Consider the following 19,733-nt stretch of genomic DNA (forward strand, 5'->3'; position numbering starts at 1 on the left):
TGTTCTCCTCTTCTCTTGTTTTAGGACATGCGTCTTCGTTGCCGGGATGCGTGTCGTGCACCCCGGTCATTGCATCTGGTTTTTCTGCTGTTCGACCCGGCCTTAGCCGAGCGTCCTTGCGACGTCCGCGAAGGTCTCTTCGAGCACGGCGAGCAGGTGATCGGCATCGCGTTTCGAGAAGATCATCGGCGGGCGCATTTTCAAGATGTTGTCATGCGGACCTTCGGTGCCCATCAGCACGCCGCGGCGGCGGGCGCCGTTGGAGACCGCGCGGGCGAATTCGGTTGCCGGCGCCTTGGTCTTGCGATCGGTCACGAGTTCGATGCCGAGGAACAGACCCATGCCGCGCACGTCGCCGATGACGTCGTAGCGGGTGGCCATCGCGCGGAAGGCATCGATCAGGTAGTTGCCGACCGAAAGCGCATTGCCGCGCAGGTCCTGTCCCTCGATCACGTCGAGTACGGCGAGACCGACGGCGCAGGACACCGGGTTGCCGCCGAAGGTGTTGAAGTACTCCATGCCGTTGTTGAAGCTGTCGGTCATCTCGCGGGTGGTAACGACGGCTGCAAGCGGATGGCCGTCGCCGATCGGCTTGCCCATGGTGACGATGTCAGGCACGACGCCTTGCGTCTCGAAGGCCCACCAATGGCTGCCGATGCGGCCGAAGCCGACCTGCACCTCGTCGGCGATGCACACGCCGCCGGCTTCCCGCACCAGGCGATAGACTTCCTTCAGGTAGCCTTCCGGCAGGAACACCTGGCCGGCGACGCTCGGGATCGACTCCGCGATGAAGAAGCCCGGGCCTTCGCCCTTGGCCTGCATCGCCTGGATCAGCTCGGCGACGCTTTCGGCGAAGCGCTTACCGTGTTCCTCGGCCGGCCAGTCCGCCGGCGCATGGTAGCTGTCGGGAATGGTCGCCACATGCACATGCGGCTTCGGACCCTTGCCGCCCTTGCGGCGGAACTTGTAGGGGCTGATGTCGATCAGCTCCTGGGTCGTACCGTGATAGGACCAGTCGAGCGTAATCGCGTTTTCGCGGCCGGTATGGGCACGCATCAGCCTGAGCGCCAGGCTGTTGGCTTCCGAACCGCTGTTGACGAAACCGGCGACCGTCAATTCCTTTGGCAGCGTCGCCGTCAGCCGCTCGGCATAGGCGACGATGTTGTCGTGCAGGTAGCGAGTGTTGGTGTTGAGGATCGCTGCCTGCTTGGCCATCGCCTCGACGACAGCCGGATGGGCGTGGCCGATGTGGCAGACATTGTTGAAGCAATCGAGATAGGCGCGGCCGCTGTCGTCGATCAGCCAGACGCCTTCGCCGCGCACGAACTTGATCGGTTTGTCGTAGGAGATCGAGAGGTTCGGCAGGAGCAGTTCCTTGCGGCGCTTGACGATCTCCTCGTGCGAGCGGCCCTTCTTTTCATAGAATTCCTCGGCAATGCCGGCAAAGGTGCGCGCATCCGGGAAGAGTTCGGCCCAGACATCGAGAAACTGCGGTTCGCCGACCCCGAGGATCTCGGTCGCCGTCAGGCTGGTATCGGCGGAAAGCTGCAGGTGCAGATGCGGCGCCCAGCCGCCGTTTTCCTTCGGGGCGCCCATCTCGCCAACCAGCGCGCCGGCCTCCAGCCGGTCGCCGGCCTTGATGCGTCCCATCGCTTCGTGCGCCATATGACCCCAGAGCGTGACGAAGGGCGGGCAGCCCTCGGGCTCGTGGCGAAGTGCTATCAGGCAGCCGTAGCCGAGCGCATCTTTCTCGATTTCGACGCTGACGACGGTGGCGGCAAGCGGGGTGTAGAGCCTGGTGCCGGCGGCCATGAACAGGTCGAGCCCAAGATGGCGGGTGCGGCGGGTGTGGTCGATGAAGCGCGAGACGAACATCTCGCCGGCATAGACTGTGCGTTCTTCGCCAAAGGGGCCGATGCCGAGTTCGACGCCGTGCGTGCGGCAATAGTCTTCCCAGATCGCCTGGGCTTCATTCGGTTGTTCGGCTGCCGACTTCACGGTCATCGGATGCTGCGGGTCGCCATAGGGAACGAGCGCTGCCGGGTAGGTGGCGGCCGGACGTGCGAGCAGCGGCTTCAGCGTCTTGCGGTTCTCGCGGATCCAGGCGGCAACGGCACGCGCGCCCGGGCTTGCCTCGAAGCCGCAGGCATGCCGCAGGATGGCGGTCGCGAAACGCGGGTTCATCCGGTCGAGCTTGCGCAGCAGCGTCCAGGCAGGGCGTTCGCTGATTGCCAGATAGGGATTGTCCTCGGTGTGGGCGCGGCGGGACGCCGAGATCGTCACCGACGTGACGAGGCGCATGGCGATGAGATCGAAGAGCAGGTCGATCTCTTCTTCCGCCAGCGGATATTCGCCATGGAAGCCGCGGGCGATGGCAGCGGCAGCGCCGATCGGATCGGGATGGTCGAGCCCGGCATAGGCAGCGGCGATCGCCACTTCGGCGATCACCGGCGCATGCAGCGCGTCGCCGAAATCGATCAGGCCGGAAATGGTGTCGTGGTCGACTTTATCGACCAGCACATTCCAGTCGTTGGCGTCGTTGTGAATGACGGCGGCACGAAGGGTCGCAAGGTGTGGCGCCACGGACTTTTCGAAGCGGACAAGGAAGCGTTCGAGCAGCGCGCGGTCTTCGGCGGAAGCGACGTGATGCAGCCGGTCAGCCGAGCGGCCGGAGTGGCGGATGTCCCAGTCGAGATCGCGCAGCGCGCCCGGATGCATGAAGCCCTTGAGCGAGGCGTCGAAGCGGCCGAGCATCTGCCCAAGCGACTGGAGCGCCGCCTCGCTGCGTCCGGTTTCGGCAAGCGGCAGGCCCTCGACCCAGCTGACGAGCCGCAGGCGGTGGGTGACGCCGCCCGCACTGGTGGTCGAAGCAAGGCTCGCGCCCGACAGCGTCGGCCGGATATGCGGCACCGGCAGGTCGGCGGCATGGGTGCCGACGTGGCTGAGCAGTGCGGTCTGGAAATCGCTTTCGACCTCGGGCTCGGCGCCGTTGACGATCTTCAGAATGGAGATGCTGCCGTCCTCAGCCTCGACCTTGACGTTCTGGTCGCGTTCGCTGGCGAGCAGCGAGAGCGTGCCGGAGAGGCCGTAATGCTCCTTCAGCAAGGCGGCTGCCGCTTCGGTCGAAAAGTCGGGCGTGGTCTTCAGCATATCGTTCATGGGGATCCTCATCTCGGTGAGAAGATTTGCATGAGCGGCGAGGGGATGCATCCGGCAATATGCCGGTTGCACCGGCACTATGTTTATAATAACCGTCATCTTGTCGGCGGGCACGGAGGAGGGGACATGCAGGACATCGACGCGATCGACCGCACCATCCTCAGCATCCTGTCGCAGGAGGCTCGGATCCCAATGAAGTCGCTGGCAGGCCGGATAGGGCTCTCCCGAAGTGCGACCACCGAGCGGGTCACGCGACTGGAAAAGGCCGGCGTCATTCGCGGCTATCGCGCCGATATCGGCCAACTGGACGAGGGCACGATCCAGGCTTTTCTGCTGGTGACCCTGAAGCGCACGCCATCGATCGGCGTGCTCGACCGGCTCGCCGGTTTCTCCACCGTGCGCAAGGTGTCCTCCGTCAGCGGCCAGCTGGATCTCGTCGTCGAGGTCGAGGTTGGCTCGATCAATGCGCTCAACGAGCTGCGCAATGAAGTGGCGACGATGGACAATGTCGAGGACCTGACGACGTCCATCGTGCTGAGAAGAGATATCGAGCGGAGCTGATCCGCAGCGAGCGGAACTGAGGCCCGGTCAACCCTCGCTCAGCATCTCCGCCTGCGGCGCAAGCCGTTCGAGCAGCGAGCGGCGGACCCGGCCGATATCGCGCATCGGTGGTTCGCCAAAATGGCGGGCATATTCGCGGCTGAACTGCGACTGGCTTTCATAGCCCACCTGATGGCCGGCATCTCCGGCGTCAAGGCTCTCTTCCAGCATCAGCCGCCGCGCTTCCTGCAGCCGCAGCTGCTTCTGGTACTGCAGCGGGCTCATGGCGGTGATCGCCTTGAAGTGATGATGCAGCGACGAGACGCTCATCGACACGCGGCTGGCGAGGTCGTCGATGCGCAAGGGCCGCGAGTAGTGTTCCTTCAGCCAGGCGACGGCGCGGCCGACCTGATGCGGCTGGCTGTCGGTCGTCGCCATCTGCCTGAGCCGGTGGCCATGCGGGCCGGTCAAAAGCCGATACAGGATCTCCTGTTCGATCAGGGGCAGGAGTGCTGGGATATCGTCCGGCCGTTCGAGCAGGCGCAAGAGCCGAAGGGCCGCGTCTTCGAGTTCGGCAGTGATCTTGCTGACGCTCATGCCGCGCACGGAGGCGGCGGGTGCCGGCAGCTGCGACAGGGACGCAAGCAGCGCCTGGATCTTACCCGGATCGAGCGTGAAGGCCATGCTGAGGTAGGGTTCTTCTGCGGAGGCCTGGCAGACCTGGGACAGAACCGGCAGGTCGATCGACGTCAGCAGATAATCCGAGGCGCCGTAGATCAGCGTCTCTTCGCCGAGCACCACGCGCTTGGCCCCTTGCACGATGATCGCCAAACTCGGCCTGTAGGCGGAGCAGTTGACCGGGGCGTCGCCGCCGTGGCGGTGCAGGCTCAGGCCGGCAATCTGCGTCATGTGATCACCGTCGGTTTTGGCAAACCGGGCAATGACGTCGATCATCTCGGGACGGGCAGTCTGTCGCGTGGCTGTCATAATCTCAGGTCTTTCCAGCGGCTTAGCGTTGTGTGAGGCAACGCTCAGATAGGGTCTCGACGTGCCATCTCCAGGATGTCCCCGTCAATCTTGTAGGATCGTGCAAAAACTTTGCAGGATCGCTCTAACGCTTGCAGCGTGCGCACCCTCATAGTCCTGATGCGTCAGGCCGGGCTCCCTCCGGACCTGCACCCTTTCCCAAAATGAGGACAGACTGATGGCCATTGCAAGAGGATATGCGGCGACCGATGCGTCGAAGCCGCTGACGCCCTTCACCTTCGAACGCCGCGAACCGCGCGACGACGACGTGGTGATCGAGATCAAATATTGCGGCGTCTGCCACTCCGACATCCACCAGGCCCGCAACGAATGGGGCAACTCGGCGTTCCCGATGGTTCCGGGCCACGAGATCGTCGGCATCGTCACGGCGGTCGGCTCCAAGGTGACCAAGTTCAAGGTCGGCGACCGCGCCGGCGTCGGGTGCTTCGTCGATTCCTGCACCACCTGCGCTACCCGCGATCTGGATCTGGAACACTACATGCCCGGCCTGGTCGTGACCTATAACGGCGTCGAAGCCGACGGCAAGACACCGACGCAGGGCGGCTATTCCGACAGCATCGTCGTCAAGGAAGGCTACGTTCTGTCGATCCCCGAGAACCTGCCGCTCGACGCTGCGGCACCGCTTTTGTGCGCCGGCATCACGCTCTATTCGCCGCTGCGCCACTGGAAGGCCGGTCCCGGCAAGAAGGTCGCGATCGTCGGCATGGGCGGTCTCGGACATATGGGCGTCAAGCTGGCGCATGCCATGGGCGCAGACGTGACCGTTCTCAGCCAGACGCTCTCCAAAAAGGAAGACGGGCTGAAGCTCGGCGCCGATCACTACTATGCCACCAACGACCCCGAGACCTTCAAGGCGCTGGCCGGCACGTTTGACCTGATCATCTGCACGGTTGCCGCCGAGATCGACTGGAACGCCTACCTCAACCTGCTCAAGGTCGATGGCGATCTGGTGCTGGTTGGCATTCCGGAGAACGCCGTGCCGGTGCATGCCTTCTCGCTGGTGCCGGCGCGCCGCAGCATTTCCGGCTCGATGATCGGCTCGATCAAGGAGACCCAGGAAATGCTCGACTTCTGCGGCGAACACGACATCGTCTCGGAAATCGAAACGATCCGCATCCAAGAGATCAACGAAGCCTATCAACGCGTCGTCAAGAGCGACGTGCGTTATCGGTTTGTCATCGACATGGCCTCGCTGCAGGACGCCGCCTAAGCTGAAAGCAGACGGCCCGGGATCTGTGTAGATCCCGGGCCGTTCTATTATTTTCTGCGACAGAGGCTCACACCAGCGGCAGCGGCCCGTCGTTCTTGATCTCTTCCATGACAGCATAGGTGCGGGTCTCCTTGACGCCCGGAAGCGTCCAGAGAACCTGGCCGAGGAAGTTGCGGTAGGCCGCCATGTCCTCGAACCGCGTCTTGACCAAATAGTCGAAGCCGCCTGCCACCATGTGACATTCGAGCACGGCCGGCGCCTGTTTGACGGCGGCGGCGAACTGGTCGAAGACGTCGGGCGTCGTCTTGTCGAGCATGACCTCGATGAAGACCAGCAGCCCAAAGCCGAGCTTCTGCGGGTCCAATCGCGCCCCGAAGCCCGAGACGTATCCCTCCTTCAACAGCCGGCGCAGGCGTTCGCTGGTCGCGGTCGGCGACAGGCCGATGCGATCGGCAAGCTCCAGATTGGTGATGCGGCCGTCCGCCTGGAGGATGTTGAGAATTCGTCGGTCAATCTTGTCGATCTGATGCATCGTGCCTCCCACCCGTGCCTCAGGCGGCAAGTCGCGTTTCCGCGAGCTTCACCCAGTAGGAAATGCCGTGCGGGATCGCGTCGTCGTTGAAATCGTAGGCGGGGTGATGCAGCCCGGCGGTGTCACCGTTGCCCATGAAGATAAAGGCGCCGGGGCGGGCAAGCAGCATGTAGGAGAAGTCCTCGCCGCCCATCATCGGATCGAGCGACGGCTGGACATTGCCGGCACCGGCAATCTCGGCTGCCGCCTGCAAGGCATAACCGGTCTCGTCGGCATGGTTCACGGTCACCGGATAGTTGCGGTTGTAGGCGACCTGGACGGTCGCGCCGTAGATCTGGGCAACGCCCTCGGCAATCGTGCGGATGCGGCTTTCGCCGATCTCGCGCACCTCAGGCATGAGGGTGCGCACGGTGCCGCCAAGCACGGCTTCCTGCGGAATGACGTTGTGGGCGAAACCGGCATTGAACTTGGTGACGGAGACGACGACGGAGGCGAGCGGATCGACTGTGCGCGACGCAATCGTCTGCAAGGCGGTCACGATCTGCGTTCCGACGATGATCGGATCGATCGTCTTGTGCGGCTGGGCGGCATGGCCGCCACGGCCCTTGATGGTGATGGTGAACTCGTCGGTCGAAGCCATGATCGGGCCGACGCGGCTGCCGAACTGGCCGACGGGCATGCCCGGCATGTTGTGCATGCCGTAGACTTCGGCGATGGCGAAGCGCTCCATCATGCCGTCCTTGACCATCTCGTTGCCGCCGCCGCCGCCTTCTTCGGCGGGCTGGAAGATCACCGCGACCTGGCCGGCGAAGTTGCGGGTCTCGGCGAGATACTTCGCCGCGCCGAGAAGCATGGCCGTGTGGCCGTCGTGGCCGCAGGCATGCATCTTGCCGGACGTCTCGGACGCCCAGTCCTTGCCGCTCGTCTCGGTGATCGGCAGCGCGTCCATGTCGGCGCGCAGGCCGATGGTGCGACCCGCGCCGAGATTGCCGCGGATGAGGCCGACGACGCCGGTGCGGCCAAGCCCCGTCACGATTTCGTCAACGCCGAACTCCTTCAGTTTCTTTTCGACGAAGGCTGCCGTATTTTCGACCGCGAACAGGAGCTCCGGATTCCTGTGCAGGTGGCGCCGCCATTCGGTGACTTCATTCTGGAGCTCGGCGGCACGGTTGAGTATCGGCATCGTTTCGTCCTGTCGGTCTGTTCGATCACTAATTGTATCTGCGTATCGGTGTGGATTGGCATCACTGCCCGTGAATGGGCTTTGCCATCTCCTCGCCATATAGGCTAAATAGCCGGACGAGACGAGGCAACAGCGGATTTTCGAGGTCCTATCGTGGTGACAGCAGGATTTTTCACGCGTGGCAAGATAAAGGCGCTCGGAGTGACGGCGGCGACATGCGCCACGCTTCTTGCGGCGCTGCCGGCTGCGGCCAATCCGAGGCTGGTCGTCGACGTCAATTCGCTGAAGGTTTACGAGCACCAGGATATCTTCCAGAAATGGTATCCGGCGTCTCTGACCAAGTTGATGACGGCCTACACGGCCTTCCGCGCCATCAAGTCCGGCCAGCTCACGCTCGAGAGCCCGGTCGTCATGACCAAGAACGCCGCCGCCGAGCCGCCGAGCAAGATGTTCTACAAGCCCGGCCAAGCGATGACGCTCGACAGCGCGCTGAAGATGATGCTGGTGAAGTCGGCAAACGACGTCGCCGTCGCGATCGCCGAAACGGTCGCCGGTTCGGAGCCCGCCTTCATCGAGCGGATGAACGCCGAGGCCCGCCGCATCGGCATGACGTCCTCGAACTTCGTCAACCCCAACGGTCTGCCCGGTCCCGGCCAGTACACGACGGCCCGCGACCTTGCGGTGCTGGCGATCACGCTCAAGCGCGAGTTTCCGCAATACGCCTCCTATTTCTCGCTGGAAGGCTTTACCACCGGCAAGAAGGATTATCCGAACTACAACATGCTGATCGGCCGCTTCGAAGGGGCTGACGGCATGAAGACCGGCTTCATCTGCGCCTCGGGCTTCAACCAGGTTTCGTCCGCCACCCGCGAGGGGCGCAGCGTCGTCTCGGTCGTGCTCGGCGAGGACAGCCTCGGTGCGCGTGCGGACGAGTCGGCAAGGCTCCTGCAGATGGCACTGACGACGAACGGCAACGGCAAACCGTCGCTGGTGCAGATCCCGCCCTATGGCGAGACGCGCGACATGGTCGCCGACGTCAGCAAGCAGATCTGCTCGAAATCGGCCGCGAAGGTTCGCAGCGAAGGCCGCGACGAGGCCGGCCGCCAGAAGCTGCTTTCGCCCTATATCCACGAAATCAACCGGCCGCTGAAGCTCGCCTTCGCCGGGCTCATCGCCGGCAGCGGCGAAAAGGCTCCGAAGCTTGCCGGCGACCCGGCCGGCCAGGGCGATGTCGCCAATGTGCCGATCCCGGTGCCGCGGCCGGCCTTCTGATCGGAGTGCATGATGGTTAGTCCCTTGTCGGCGGTGCCGGTCTCGATCCTCACCGGCTTTCTCGGTGCGGGCAAGACGACGCTGCTCAACCGGCTGCTGAAGGATCCCGATCTCTCGGATACGGCCGTGATCATCAACGAGTTCGGCGACGTCTCGATCGACCACCTGCTGGTGGAAGCCTCCAGCGACGGGGTCATCGAGCTTTCCGACGGCTGCCTCTGCTGCACCGTGCGCGGCGAACTGGTCGATACGCTCGCCGATCTCATGGATCGTATGCAGACCGGCAAGATCAAGCCGCTGAAGCGCGTCGTCATCGAGACCACGGGCCTTGCTGACCCGGCGCCGGTGCTGCAGTCGGTGATCGGCAACCCGATCATCGCGCAGAACTTCCGGCTGGATGGCGTCGTCACCGTCGTCGACGCCGTCAACGGCCTGCAGACGATCGCCAACCACGAGGAAGCGCTGAAGCAGGTTGCCGTTGCCGACCGCATCGTCATCAGCAAGACCGGCCTTGCCGAAGCGTCGGAGCGTGATGCGCTGACGGCGAGGATCCGCGCGCTCAATCCGCGCGCGCCGCTGATCGATGGCGATAGTGCCGAGGCAGGGCGCGCAGAGCTGTTCGATTGCGGTCTTTACGACCCTTCATCGAAGATCGCCGATGTCGGCCGTTGGCTGCAGGACGAGGCGCACCACGACCACCATCATGACCACGACCATGACCACGGTCACGATCATCACGAGCACCATGATCATCACCACCATCACGATGTGACGCGGCATGGCGGCGACATCCGTTCCTTCAGCATCGTGCACGACCGGCCGATCGAGCCGATGGCGCTTGATATGTTCATCGACCTGCTGCGCTCGGCGCATGGCGAGAAGCTCTTGAGGATGAAGGCGATCGTTGCGGTTGCCGACAGGCCGGACCGGCCGCTTGTCCTGCACGGCGTGCAGAACGTCTTCCACACGCCGGAGCGGCTTGCCGCCTGGCCGGACCCGAATGACCGGCGCACGCGCATGGTGCTGATCACCAAGGGGCTGACGGAAGACTTCGTTCGCGATCTCTTCGATGCCTTCACCGGCAAACCGCGCATCGACCGGCCGGACGCCCAGGCCCTCTCCGACAATCCGCTCGCCGTTCCGGGCATGCGGTTCTAAATCACCTCAGTAATCGAAGCGTTGCCGCGCGGCAGACGTGGCGTCTTACGCGCCCTTACGGATGAGAAACCGGTGGCCGCCGTCGGCGGGTGCGGCCTCTACAAGCTTGTGGCCGTCCTCGTTGCAGAAATTCGGAATGTCGATCACCGCCAGCGGATCGGTGGTCTCAATCTCCAGCAAAGCGCCCGGCGCCAGCGAAGTCATGCGTTTACGCGTCTTCAAAACGGGAAGGGGGCATTTAAGCCCCCTCAGGTCGTAGGCGATCTTCTGTTCGTCCGGCATTAATTGCCCCAGATCTTCCAGAACGGGCGCTTCTTCGGCGGCTCTTCCGTCAGAACCGGCGCCTCGGCGGTCGCATCGGCTGCAGGCGTCGTTGCCGTGGTCACGGCAGCGGCCTGCTGCTGGGCGGCGGGAGCCGCTGCTTTCGCCTGCTTTGCGGTCGTTGCCGGAGCCGGCTGTGCCTGCGGTGCGGCGGTTGCCTGCTGGTCCGGCGTCACGACGACGGGAGCCGGCATCTGCAATTCCGGTTCGCTCTTCGAGAACAGGCTCCAGAAGGATTTCTTCGGCTCTTCGACGGCTGCCTGCATCACCGGCTGCGGAATGGGATTGGCGGCGGGGACAGGCACGTGCTTGCCGCCATCGGTCGCCTTTTCGAGTTCCTTCTTCTGGAGCTCGACAGCCACCTTGGTTTCTTCCGCTTCCTTCTGATCGGCGAGCTTCTTTTCGAGATCGCTCGCCTTCATCATCTTGCCGGCGTCAAGCGAGTTGCCGGTCGGGGCATAGGCGAGCTCGCGGCCGACGCGCTGCTTGGCGACGATCGCCTTGCGCTCGGCCTCGCTCGGCTCGTACCAGACCATGCCGTCATACTTCTTCATGGCCTTGTCGTAGTCGGTCTGGTAGGTCTTCTCGAAGCCAGCCATGGCCACCTGCAGCGCCGGCGGCGTCGACATCGCCGGGCACTGGCCGCCGGGGTTGAACGGGCCGGAGGCCTGCTGGTTGAAGACGTACTTCTTTTCGCAGACGTTGACTTCCGGCGGACGCTTGGTGACTTCGAACTGGTCGTAACCGACCTTCAGCATTTTCCAGAAGTCGATATTCGGATTGTCGCGGTGCCGCGCCATGTTTTCCGCGGTCATGCGGAAGGGGAAGGCTTGCAGCTGTACGCTTTCCTGGCCGCCTTTGAAGCTGTCGCGGGCGAGCGCGAAGATCTCGATCATCTGCTCGTCGGTCATCGAGTAGCAGCCCGACGACGAGCAGGCGCCGTGGATCATCAGGTGCGTGCCCTGGCGGCCGTTCGCCTTGTCGTAGGCGTTGGGATAGCCGGTGTTGATCGCCAGATAATAGTTGGAGTTGGGGTTCATCTGGCGGGGGAAGAGCGGGTAGAAACCTTCCGGCGCCTGCCGGTCGCCTTCCTTCACCTTGGGGCCGAGCTTGCCGGACCAGGCGCAGATCTTGTAGGTCTTCAAGAGCTGGAAACGGTTGGCCGTATTGGCCTTCCAGACCTCGAGCGTGCCTTCTTCCTTGAAGATGCGCAACGCGATCGGCGCCTGCTTCTGCATGCCGAGTTCGGTCATCTTTCTGACCATCGGCGCAGAGACCTGGTACTCGGTCTTGTTCTTGACGGACTTGATATCGACCGACGTCGTCGCATCCAGCGCTTCGTTGGTGCAGCCGGCAAGTGTGGCGACAATGGCGGCGGAAGCTAAAAGGTTCCAGAAACGCATCAGCAGAGGCCCGTTCAAACCCAAACTCGACTACGATAGCCCAGTCCGCGAGGGTGGGCCCTTTAGAGAATCACTAAGCGATTATACTTCACGAATTCTTAACCCTGCAGGGTGGCCCTGCCGATGCGCTGTTCATGACCTTATGAATATGGCCAAGATTTGGCCACACTCCGCTTTGCAGTTGCGAAACACTCTACCGCAATCGCGGGCCATGGAGACCGGCGAGGGGAAAGGCGTGGGACTTTCGCCCCGTCCCCGCCTAAGGACTGCCGATCCCGGCTTAGAGATTACGGCCGATATTCAGGTATTTTTGTCGGCGATCGGTGCGCAACTGGTCGCCATCGCGTCCGGAAAGTTCCTTGAGCGCGTCGGCGATCACGGTTCCGGTGCGACCGATGACCGCATTCGGGTCGCGATGCGCGCCGCCGACGGGCTCCTGGATGATGCCGTCGATGACGCCGAGCGCCTTCAGATCCTCGGACGTGATCTTCATGTTGCTGGCCGCTTCCTTCGCGCGGGTGGAATCGCGCCACAGGATCGAGGCAGCGCCTTCCGGCGAGATGACGCTGTAGATCGCATGCTCCAGCATGTAGACGCGGTTGCCGGTGGCGATCGCAATCGCGCCGCCGGAGCCGCCTTCGCCGATGACGACGGTGACGATCGGCACGCGAACGTTGAGGCACATTTCGGTCGAACGGGCGATGGCTTCCGCCTGGCCGCGCTCTTCAGCGTTAACGCCCGGATAGGCGCCGGCGGTGTCGACCAGCGTGATCAGCGGCAGGCCGAAGCGATCGGCCATTTCCATGACGCGGATCGCCTTGCGGTAGCCTTCCGGACGAGGGCTGCCGAAATTGTGCTTGATGCGCGACTTCGTATCGTTGCCCTTTTCCTGGCCGAGAACGGCGACCGGCATGCCGCGGAAACGCGCAAGGCCAGCCTGGATGGCGTCGTCATTGGCGAAGTTGCGGTCGCCGGCAAGCGGCGTGAACTCGGTGAAGAGTTCTGCTGCATAGTCCAGGAAGTGCGGACGCGAAGGGTGGCGGGCGACCTGGGTCTTCTGCCACGGCGTCAGCTTGGAATAGATCTCGACCATCGCGTCGCGGACGCGCGTCTCCAGGCGTTCGATCTCATCCGAAGTGTTCACGCTCTCGTCTTCGCCGGCGAGCTTCTTCAATTCGAGAATCTTGCCTTCGAGGTCGGAGATGGGTTTTTCGAAATCGAGATAGTTGTGCATGAGATGCGTTTCCGATCATTTTGCGACAAGGGTCTGCGGGCCGAAACCAGCCTGCCCGGCGGTCCTAATCCTGTTTTTTCGCCTGTTTGGCAAGAGGGTGATGGTTTTGCACGAGGTTGTGCAGCCGTTCTTCCAGCACATGCGTATAGATTTGTGTCGTGGAAATGTCTGAATGCCCCAGCAGTTCCTGCACCGCGCGAAGGTCGGCGCCATTGGCGAGCAGGTGGCTGGCGAAGGCATGCCTGAGCACGTGCGGGGAGATCGTGGCGACCCTTATTCCGGCGCGGGCCGCAAGCGATTTCAGGTCGCGCGCAAAAACCTGGCGCGGCAGGAAGCCCTGCTTGCCCGAGGAGGGAAAGAGCCACGGGTTCTCGCGGTTGCCAGTTTCGTCGCGCGCCATCTCGTCGGCGAGCGCCTCGCCATAGGCCCGCATGGCCCGGATCGCCGCCTGCGACAGCGGCACGAGGCGGTCCTTGTTGCCCTTGCCGCGGATGACGAGGAAGCGGCCGTTCTGCGCCAGCACGCTTGCCGGCAGCGACACGAGTTCGCTGACGCGCATGCCGGTCGCATAGAGCAGTTCGATCAGCGCATGCATGCGCAATCTGCCGAGGTGGTCGGCGCCGCCGGCTGCCGCCTCGGTCTCCGCCTGGCCGATCAACCGCGAGACGTCGTCGACGCTTAGCGTCTTCGGCAGGCTGCGTCCCTTCTTCGGTGTGTCGAGGATCCCCGTCGGGTCGTCGCCGCGCATGCCTTCGGCGTAGAGGAACTTGTAGAACTGCCTGAGTGCCGAAAGCCGCCGCGCCTGCGAGGACGCCTTGAAGCCCTGGCCGGCGAGGTGGGCGAGATACCCGCGAAGATCGTCCGGTGTCGCTGCCGTCAGCCCGGTTCCAAGTGTGCGCAGGTGCGAGGAGGCATCTTCGAGATCACGCTCGTAGGATTGCAGCGTGTTGATCGCGGCACCCCGCTCGGCGCTCATCATTTCGAGGAAAGCCTCGACGTGGGCGGCGGAAAGATCGCTCATTGGGTCTTGTTCACCCGTTCGGACGGAATCTTGACGGTGACGTCGCGCTGCGTCGGCTCGACGAAGGTGACGAGAGAGATCATCGTGCCGTACACTATCCCGGCGATAACGGCACAGAAGAACAGGAACCGGAAGAGGGTCGGCATTTCAATCTCCTCTGCATGTGCCTTTCGATCGAAGCGGACGCAAGGATACATGCAGGCGTTCAAACGGCCAGTGCGTTTCAGCGCCCGGAATGAGCGCGCGACGCCGTGGCGGGTGCCAGACCTATATGAACGCCGCTTCCGCCGAGTTCAAGAACCGTGAGCGGACGCGCGCGACGACTTGACGCTACACCCTGATTTGTCGATACCGAAAGGGAATGGGGAATAAGAAGTCCAATGAACGACGTGATCGAACCGGTTTCCGCAACGCTGGCCGAGCGGGCGAAGCTTGTACTCGGTAAACGCAATCTCGTGTTCATCGGCCTGATGGGCGCCGGCAAATCGGCGATCGGTCGCTTGACGGCCCAGGCGCTCGGCATTCCCTTCGTCGATTCCGACCATGAGATCGAGCGCGTCTCGCGCATGACGATCAGCGATCTCTTCGCCCGCTATGGCGAAGACGAGTTCCGGGCACTCGAAACGCGGGTGCTGAAGCGGCTCTTGCGCAGCGGGCCGCGCGTGGTCTCGACCGGTGGCGGCGCGTATATCAACGAGCGTTCGCGCCGCCAGATCAAGAAGGGCGGCCTGACGGTCTGGCTCAATGCCGAACTCGACGTGCTCTGGGAGCGGGTCAACAAGCGCGACACCCGGCCGCTGCTGAAGACCGAGAACCCCAGGCAGACGCTCGAAAACCTCATGAATGCGCGTTACCCGATCTATGCGGAAGCGGACCTGACGGTGCTGTCGCGCGATGTGAAGAAAGAGACGATGGTCGAGGACGTCCTCAACGCCGTCATCGAGTACCAGGACAAGAAGACCCATGAATAGCCATGCGATGCCTGCCGCCGAACGCAAGGTCCGTGTCGACCTCGGTGACCGTTCCTACGATATCCTGATCGGTCCCGGGCTGATCGCCGCCGCCGGCCATGAGATCGCGGCTCGCCTCAAGGGGCGCAAGATGGCGGTCATCACCGATGAGAACGTCGCGCCGCGCTACCTCGAGCCACTGATGGCGAGCTTGAAGGAGCGCGATATCGACGCCGTGTCGCTGGTGCTTCCCGCTGGCGAGAAGACCAAGAGCTTCGAACATCTGATCCCCGTCTGCGAAACCGTTCTCGGCGCCCGGATCGAGCGCAACGATGCGGTGATCGCGCTTGGCGGCGGCGTCATTGGCGACCTCACCGGCTTTGCCGCCGGCATCGTGCGCCGCGGCTCGCGCTTCATCCAGATCCCGACTTCGCTGTTGGCGCAGGTGGATTCCTCCGTCGGCGGCAAGACCGGCATCAATTCGCCGCATGGCAAGAACCTCATCGGCGTCTTCCACCAGCCGGACCTGGTGCTGGCCGATACCGACGTGCTCGACACGCTGAGTGAGCGCGAGTTCCGCGCCGGCTATGCTGAAGTGGCGAAATACGGGCTGATCGACAAGCCGGACTTCTTTGCCTGGCTCGAGAACAACTGGCAGGCGGTCTTTGCCGGCGGCGCTGCCCGTATCGAGGCGATCGCGGTCAGTTGCCAGGCCAAGGCCGATGTCGTCGCCGCAGACGAGCGCGAGAACGGCCTGCGGGCATTGCTCAACCTCGGCCACACCTTCGGCCATGCGCTGGAGGCGGCAACCGAATATGACAGCGCCCGGCTGGTACATGGCGAAGGCGTTTCGATCGGCATGGTGCTGGCGCATCAGTTTTCGGCGCGCATGAACCTTGCAAGCCCCGACGATGCGTCCCGTGTCGAGGCGCATCTGAGGGCGGTCGGCCTGCCGACGCGCATGGCGGAAATCCCGGGCACGCTGCCGCCGGCCGAACGGCTGATGGATGCGATCGCCCAGGACAAGAAGGTCAAGGGCGGCAAGCTCACCTTCATCCTGACCAGGGGCGTCGGCCAGTCCTTCGTCGCCGATGACGTTCCGTCGTCCGAGGTCCTGAACTTCCTGAGGGAAAAACACCCGCAATGACCGGCGAAGCCTTCATTGCCTTCCTGGCGGAGTATTGGCTGTCGATCCTGTCGGTCTTCTGCCTGCTGTTGCTGTCGGCTTTCTTTTCGGGCTCGGAAACAGCGCTGACTGCCGCCTCGCGCTCGCGCATGCATACGCTCGAAAACAACGGCGAGGAGCGGGCCGGCATCGTCAACCGGTTGATCGAACGGCGCGACCGGCTGATCGGTACGCTTTTGATCGGCAACAACCTGGTCAACATTCTGGCGTCGTCGCTGACGACGAGCCTGCTGATTGGCCTGCTCGGCGACAGCGGTGTGGCGATCGCCACACTTGCGATGACCGTGCTGCTCGTCATCTTCTCGGAAGTGCTGCCGAAGAGCTGGGCGATTGCCTCGCCGGATCGTTTCGCGATCGCCGTGGCGCCCCTCGTTCGCCCCTTCGTTGCGGTCGTTGGACCTCTCTCCAGCCTCGTCAACGGCATCGTGCGTCGGATTCTGAACCTCTTCGGTGTCAATCTCGCCGCCGACATGTCGATGCTTTCGGCGCATGAGGAACTGCGTGGCGCGGTGGATCTGCTGCACCGCGAGGGTTCGGTGATCAAGGCCGACCGCGATCGGCTCGGCGGCGTTCTCGACCTCGGCGAGCTCGAAATCTCCGACATCATGATCCACCGCACCAGCATGCGGGCGATCAATGCCGATGAGCCGCCCGAGGTGTGCGTTCGCGACATCCTCGAGAGCCCGTTCACCCGGCTGCCAGTCTGGCGCGGCTCGACCGACAACATCATCGGCGTCGTGCATTCCAAGGATCTGCTGCGGGCGCTGGCCGAACCCAATGTCGAGCCTGAGAACCTGGATATCGTCAGGATCGCGCAGAAGCCCTGGTTCGTGCCGGATACGACCAACCTCAAGGACCAGCTCAACGCGTTCCTGCGCCGCAAGCTGCATCTGGCCATCGTCGTCGACGAATATGGCCAGGTTCAGGGCCTGGTGACTCTGGAGGACATTCTGGAGGAGATCGTCGGCGATATCGCCGATGAGCACGACCTCGATATCCAGGGCGTGCGCCAGGAGGCTGACGGCTCGATCGTCGTCGACGGCTCGGTGCCGATCCGCGATCTCAACCGCGCGCTCGACTGGTCGCTGCCGGACGAGGAGGCGACGACGGTTGCCGGTCTGGTCATCCACGAATCCAAGAGCATTCCCGAGGAGCGCCAGGCCTTCACCTTCCACGGCAAGCGCTTCATCGTGATGAAGCGGGTGAAGAACCGCATCACCAAGCTGCGCATCCGCCCGGCGGAAGAGGGCGCTCCGCCGACCTGATCACCGCGATTGCCTTTACCAGCGGGTCGGCTCGCCGGGGGCGGCTGGCTCGACCGCGAGCGCGTGCAGACCGGCGTCGAGTTCGGGCTTCAGGAGATCGTTGATGGCGCGGTGGCGGGCGACACGGCTCATGCCTGTAAAGGCACTTGAAACGATGCGCACGCGCATATGGGACTCGCCGCTGCCATCGAAGCCCGGCTGATGGCCGGCATGCTGATGGCTCTCGTTGATGACCTCGAGCCGTTCAGGGTGGAAGGCCTCGGTCAGCTTCTTTTCGATGGTCTCGGTGAGCGACATTCTTCCGTCCAATTTTGCTGTTTGCTTGTCGCCCCCTCGCAGCTCCTAAGAACCCGGCAATTGCTGGCACGGCGGCGCAAAATGCCCGCACAAAGCCAGCAACATTCCGCTTTGTCAATTCTTGTTGTGACTCCCGCCAAACCCCATAATGAGCGCCATGAGACTCGATTCAAAATACTTCGATCGCATTCGAACCCGGCGCAAGGTCGAGCCGCAGGCGGAGCCGGCGGCTCCTGTCTGTCAGTGGGACGGCTGCGACCAGAAGGGTGTGCACCGGGCGCCGGTCGGCCGCAACGCCGAGGGGCAGTACTTCATGTTCTGCTTCGAGCACGTGAAGGAATACAACAAGGGCTACAACTTCTTCTCCGGCCTCTCCGACGGCGAGGTCGCCCGCTACCAGAAGGAAGCGATTACCGGTCATCGGCCCACCTGGACCGTCGGCGTCAACAAGAACGCCAAGAACGGCCCGACCCAGTCGCAGACGCGGTCCGGTTCCGCCGGCGCGCAGGCCCGCATGCGCGATCCCTTCGGCTTTGTCAGCGAGGCGCGGGCGCGGTCCGGTCGTCCCGAGCCGCGTCAGCGCAAGCTGAAGACGCTCGAGGCGAAGGCCTTTGAAACGCTCGGTCTCGGAGCCTCGGCGACGACTGCCGACATCAAGGCGGCCTACAAGGATCTCGTCAAAAAGCATCACCCTGATGCCAATGGCGGAGATAGAGGGTCGGAAGAGCGTTTTCGCGCGGTTATTCAAGCCTACCAATTGTTAAAACAGGCTGGCTTCTGCTAACAACGCGGATTATTACAGAAGCACTTTTGCAGGCGAATGCGCGGGTGCCGTCCGGTGGCCGCTCTGGAGACATGATGAGCAAGATTGACCTCGACATTTCCAACCTCCCCGACACCACGATTTCCGTCCGGGAGGTTTTCGGCATTGATACGGATTTGCGCGTTCCTGCCTATTCGAAGGGTGACGCCTATGTCCCGGACCTGGATCCGGACTACCTCTTCGACCGCGAAACGACGCTCGCCATTCTCGCAGGCTTCGCCCACAACCGACGCGTGATGGTCTCGGGCTATCACGGCACCGGCAAGTCGACCCATATCGAACAGGTCGCCGCCCGCCTCAACTGGCCGTGCGTGCGCGTCAACCTCGACAGCCATGTCAGCCGTATCGACCTCGTCGGCAAGGACGCGATCGTCGTCAAGGACGGCATGCAGGTCACCGAATTCAAGGACGGCATTCTTCCCTGGGCCTACCAGCACAATGTCGCGCTCGTCTTCGACGAATACGATGCCGGCCGCCCGGACGTCATGTTCGTCATCCAGCGCGTGCTGGAATCCTCCGGCCGCCTGACGCTGCTCGACCAGAGCCGTGTCATCCGTCCGCACCCGGCCTTCCGCCTGTTCGCGACCGCCAACACTGTCGGCCTCGGCGACACGACCGGCCTCTATCACGGCACGCAGCAGATCAACCAGGCGCAGATGGACCGCTGGTCGATCGTTACCACGCTGAACTACCTGCCGCACGACAAGGAAGTCGACATCGTTGCCGCCAAGGTCAAGGGCTTCACCGCCGACAAGGGCCGCGAGACCGTCTCGAAGATGGTGCGCGTCGCCGACCTCACGCGCGCTGCCTTCATCAATGGCGATCTGTCGACCGTCATGAGCCCGCGTACGGTCATCACCTGGGCCGAGAACGCCCACATCTTCGGCGACATCGCCTTCGCCTTCCGCGTGACCTTCCTCAACAAGTGCGACGAGCTGGAGCGGGCGTTGGTCGCCGAGCACTACCAGCGCGCCTTCGGCATCGAGCTGAAGGAAAGCGCTGCCAACATCGTGCTCGAAGCCACCGCCTGATCCCACGGCCTGCCGTCCCTTTGGCGAGGGCGGGCCATGACGCTGTGGCAAACCGGATAATGCCCCGCTGGGGCGTTATCGCTTCTGGTTGAAGAAGGAAC

At 63.3% G+C, this 19,733-nt stretch carries 19 protein-coding genes; 9 read left to right on the forward strand and 10 right to left on the reverse strand.

Annotated elements, in window-relative coordinates; translation table 11 throughout:
- Positions 1-102: 102 nt before the first annotated feature.
- The gene (locus JVX98_RS25760) at positions 103-3,159 is read right to left on the reverse strand and encodes an aminotransferase class III-fold pyridoxal phosphate-dependent enzyme (protein WP_205237892.1); all 3,057 of its coding nucleotides are present in this window, start codon (positions 3,157-3,159) and stop codon (positions 103-105) included.
- 126 nt (positions 3,160-3,285) lie between these two features.
- Here JVX98_RS25760 and JVX98_RS25765 point away from each other — a divergent pair, with 126 nt between their 5' ends.
- Complete coding sequence (locus JVX98_RS25765; RefSeq protein WP_043617453.1) at positions 3,286-3,720, forward strand: Lrp/AsnC family transcriptional regulator; 435 nt, start codon at positions 3,286-3,288, stop codon at positions 3,718-3,720.
- 27 nt (positions 3,721-3,747) lie between these two features.
- On the opposite strand, the gene JVX98_RS25770 is transcribed toward JVX98_RS25765, so the two are convergent.
- Positions 3,748-4,686, reverse strand: a complete 939-nt coding sequence (locus JVX98_RS25770) for an AraC family transcriptional regulator (protein ID WP_205237893.1) — start codon at positions 4,684-4,686, stop codon at positions 3,748-3,750.
- 217 nt (positions 4,687-4,903) lie between these two features.
- Between JVX98_RS25770 and JVX98_RS25775 the strand changes: the two genes are divergently transcribed.
- Positions 4,904-5,956, forward strand: a complete 1,053-nt coding sequence (locus tag JVX98_RS25775; RefSeq protein WP_205237895.1) for an NAD(P)-dependent alcohol dehydrogenase — start codon at positions 4,904-4,906, stop codon at positions 5,954-5,956.
- A gap of 67 nt (positions 5,957-6,023) precedes the next feature.
- Here the strand turns inward: JVX98_RS25775 and JVX98_RS25780 are convergent, their stop codons facing one another.
- Positions 6,024-6,488, reverse strand: coding sequence for an Lrp/AsnC ligand binding domain-containing protein (locus JVX98_RS25780; protein ID WP_034806518.1), 465 nt, complete (start codon positions 6,486-6,488; stop codon positions 6,024-6,026).
- 19 nt (positions 6,489-6,507) lie between these two features.
- Complete coding sequence (locus JVX98_RS25785; protein WP_205237896.1) at positions 6,508-7,671, reverse strand: M20 aminoacylase family protein; 1,164 nt, start codon at positions 7,669-7,671, stop codon at positions 6,508-6,510.
- Between the two features lie 201 nt (positions 7,672-7,872).
- Between JVX98_RS25785 and JVX98_RS25790 the strand changes: the two genes are divergently transcribed.
- Positions 7,873-8,943: a D-alanyl-D-alanine carboxypeptidase family protein gene (locus JVX98_RS25790; protein WP_205237897.1), complete on the forward strand. Its 1,071-nt coding sequence runs from the start codon at positions 7,873-7,875 to the stop codon at positions 8,941-8,943.
- Between the two features lie 12 nt (positions 8,944-8,955).
- Complete coding sequence (locus JVX98_RS25795; RefSeq protein ID WP_205237898.1) at positions 8,956-10,101, forward strand: GTP-binding protein; 1,146 nt, start codon at positions 8,956-8,958, stop codon at positions 10,099-10,101.
- A gap of 45 nt (positions 10,102-10,146) precedes the next feature.
- On the opposite strand, the gene JVX98_RS25800 is transcribed toward JVX98_RS25795, so the two are convergent.
- From JVX98_RS25800 to JVX98_RS25820, 5 genes are all read right to left on the reverse strand, one after another.
- The gene (locus JVX98_RS25800; RefSeq protein WP_205237899.1) at positions 10,147-10,383 is read right to left on the reverse strand and encodes a sulfurtransferase TusA family protein; all 237 of its coding nucleotides are present in this window, start codon (positions 10,381-10,383) and stop codon (positions 10,147-10,149) included.
- A complete protein-coding gene (locus JVX98_RS25805) occupies positions 10,383-11,825 on the reverse strand; it encodes a murein L,D-transpeptidase family protein (RefSeq protein WP_205237900.1) in 1,443 nt (480 codons plus the stop codon). The genes JVX98_RS25800 and JVX98_RS25805 overlap by 1 nt, the downstream gene beginning before the upstream one ends.
- A 280-nt stretch (positions 11,826-12,105) precedes the next feature.
- A complete protein-coding gene (locus tag JVX98_RS25810; protein WP_034806530.1) occupies positions 12,106-13,059 on the reverse strand; it encodes an acetyl-CoA carboxylase carboxyltransferase subunit alpha in 954 nt (317 codons plus the stop codon).
- Positions 13,060-13,123: 64 nt separating this feature from the next.
- Positions 13,124-14,080 carry a site-specific tyrosine recombinase XerD gene (gene xerD / locus JVX98_RS25815; RefSeq protein WP_192450659.1) on the reverse strand — a complete coding sequence of 319 codons (957 nt, stop codon included), beginning with the start codon at positions 14,078-14,080 and terminating at the stop codon, positions 13,124-13,126.
- Positions 14,077-14,226 (reverse strand): hypothetical protein, encoded by a 150-nt coding sequence (locus JVX98_RS25820; protein WP_192450658.1) that lies wholly within the window; start codon positions 14,224-14,226, stop codon positions 14,077-14,079. Before JVX98_RS25820 ends, xerD begins: the two co-directional genes overlap by 4 nt.
- Before the next feature lie 234 nt (positions 14,227-14,460).
- Here JVX98_RS25820 and JVX98_RS25825 point away from each other — a divergent pair, with 234 nt between their 5' ends.
- From JVX98_RS25825 to JVX98_RS25835, 3 genes are read left to right on the forward strand one after another with little or no spacing between them, the layout of a single operon-like run.
- Positions 14,461-15,051 (forward strand): shikimate kinase, encoded by a 591-nt coding sequence (locus tag JVX98_RS25825; RefSeq protein WP_043623123.1) that lies wholly within the window; start codon positions 14,461-14,463, stop codon positions 15,049-15,051.
- Entirely contained in the window at positions 15,044-16,177 is a 1,134-nt protein-coding gene (gene aroB, locus JVX98_RS25830) for a 3-dehydroquinate synthase (protein WP_205237901.1), read from the forward strand. The genes JVX98_RS25825 and aroB overlap by 8 nt, the downstream gene beginning before the upstream one ends.
- On the forward strand, positions 16,174-17,481 hold the full coding sequence (locus JVX98_RS25835; RefSeq protein ID WP_192450656.1) for an HlyC/CorC family transporter: 1,308 nt from the start codon (positions 16,174-16,176) through the stop codon (positions 17,479-17,481). Before aroB ends, JVX98_RS25835 begins: the two co-directional genes overlap by 4 nt.
- 15 nt (positions 17,482-17,496) lie before the next feature.
- Here JVX98_RS25835 and JVX98_RS25840 read toward each other — a convergent pair whose 3' ends face one another.
- Positions 17,497-17,778: a BolA family transcriptional regulator gene (locus JVX98_RS25840; RefSeq protein ID WP_192450655.1), complete on the reverse strand. Its 282-nt coding sequence runs from the start codon at positions 17,776-17,778 to the stop codon at positions 17,497-17,499.
- Between the two features lie 148 nt (positions 17,779-17,926).
- Here JVX98_RS25840 and JVX98_RS25845 point away from each other — a divergent pair, with 148 nt between their 5' ends.
- On the forward strand, positions 17,927-18,562 hold the full coding sequence (locus tag JVX98_RS25845) for a J domain-containing protein (RefSeq protein WP_205237903.1): 636 nt from the start codon (positions 17,927-17,929) through the stop codon (positions 18,560-18,562).
- A 74-nt stretch (positions 18,563-18,636) separates the two neighbouring features.
- Complete coding sequence (cobS, locus tag JVX98_RS25850; protein ID WP_043623109.1) at positions 18,637-19,632, forward strand: cobaltochelatase subunit CobS; 996 nt, start codon at positions 18,637-18,639, stop codon at positions 19,630-19,632.
- The last annotated feature ends 101 nt before the right edge of the window (positions 19,633-19,733 follow it).

Origin of the sequence: Ensifer sp. PDNC004, from assembly GCF_016919405.1 — a bacterium.
GTDB lineage: Bacteria > Pseudomonadota > Alphaproteobacteria > Rhizobiales > Rhizobiaceae > Ensifer.

Bases quoted from the DNA above. Each gene is read 5' to 3' on its own strand.
- JVX98_RS25845 (WP_205237903.1), top strand. From the start codon at position 17,927: ATGAGCGCCATGAGACTCGATTCAAAATACTTCGATCGCATTCGAACC.
- JVX98_RS25780 (WP_034806518.1), bottom strand. From the start codon at position 6,488: ATGCATCAGATCGACAAGATTGACCGACGAATTCTCAACATCCTCCAG.
- cobS (WP_043623109.1), top strand. From the start codon at position 18,637: ATGAGCAAGATTGACCTCGACATTTCCAACCTCCCCGACACCACGATT.
- JVX98_RS25825 (WP_043623123.1), top strand. From the start codon at position 14,461: ATGAACGACGTGATCGAACCGGTTTCCGCAACGCTGGCCGAGCGGGCG.
- aroB (WP_205237901.1), top strand. From the start codon at position 15,044: ATGAATAGCCATGCGATGCCTGCCGCCGAACGCAAGGTCCGTGTCGAC.
- JVX98_RS25760 (WP_205237892.1), bottom strand. From the start codon at position 3,159: ATGAACGATATGCTGAAGACCACGCCCGACTTTTCGACCGAAGCGGCA.
- JVX98_RS25800 (WP_205237899.1), bottom strand. From the start codon at position 10,383: ATGCCGGACGAACAGAAGATCGCCTACGACCTGAGGGGGCTTAAATGC.
- JVX98_RS25795 (WP_205237898.1), top strand. From the start codon at position 8,956: ATGGTTAGTCCCTTGTCGGCGGTGCCGGTCTCGATCCTCACCGGCTTT.
- JVX98_RS25765 (WP_043617453.1), top strand. From the start codon at position 3,286: ATGCAGGACATCGACGCGATCGACCGCACCATCCTCAGCATCCTGTCG.
- JVX98_RS25805 (WP_205237900.1), bottom strand. From the start codon at position 11,825: ATGCGTTTCTGGAACCTTTTAGCTTCCGCCGCCATTGTCGCCACACTT.
- JVX98_RS25835 (WP_192450656.1), top strand. From the start codon at position 16,174: ATGACCGGCGAAGCCTTCATTGCCTTCCTGGCGGAGTATTGGCTGTCG.
- JVX98_RS25840 (WP_192450655.1), bottom strand. From the start codon at position 17,778: ATGTCGCTCACCGAGACCATCGAAAAGAAGCTGACCGAGGCCTTCCAC.
- JVX98_RS25785 (WP_205237896.1), bottom strand. From the start codon at position 7,671: ATGCCGATACTCAACCGTGCCGCCGAGCTCCAGAATGAAGTCACCGAA.
- JVX98_RS25770 (WP_205237893.1), bottom strand. From the start codon at position 4,686: ATGACAGCCACGCGACAGACTGCCCGTCCCGAGATGATCGACGTCATT.
- JVX98_RS25775 (WP_205237895.1), top strand. From the start codon at position 4,904: ATGGCCATTGCAAGAGGATATGCGGCGACCGATGCGTCGAAGCCGCTG.
- JVX98_RS25810 (WP_034806530.1), bottom strand. From the start codon at position 13,059: ATGCACAACTATCTCGATTTCGAAAAACCCATCTCCGACCTCGAAGGC.
- xerD (WP_192450659.1), bottom strand. From the start codon at position 14,080: ATGAGCGATCTTTCCGCCGCCCACGTCGAGGCTTTCCTCGAAATGATG.
- JVX98_RS25820 (WP_192450658.1), bottom strand. From the start codon at position 14,226: ATGCCGACCCTCTTCCGGTTCCTGTTCTTCTGTGCCGTTATCGCCGGG.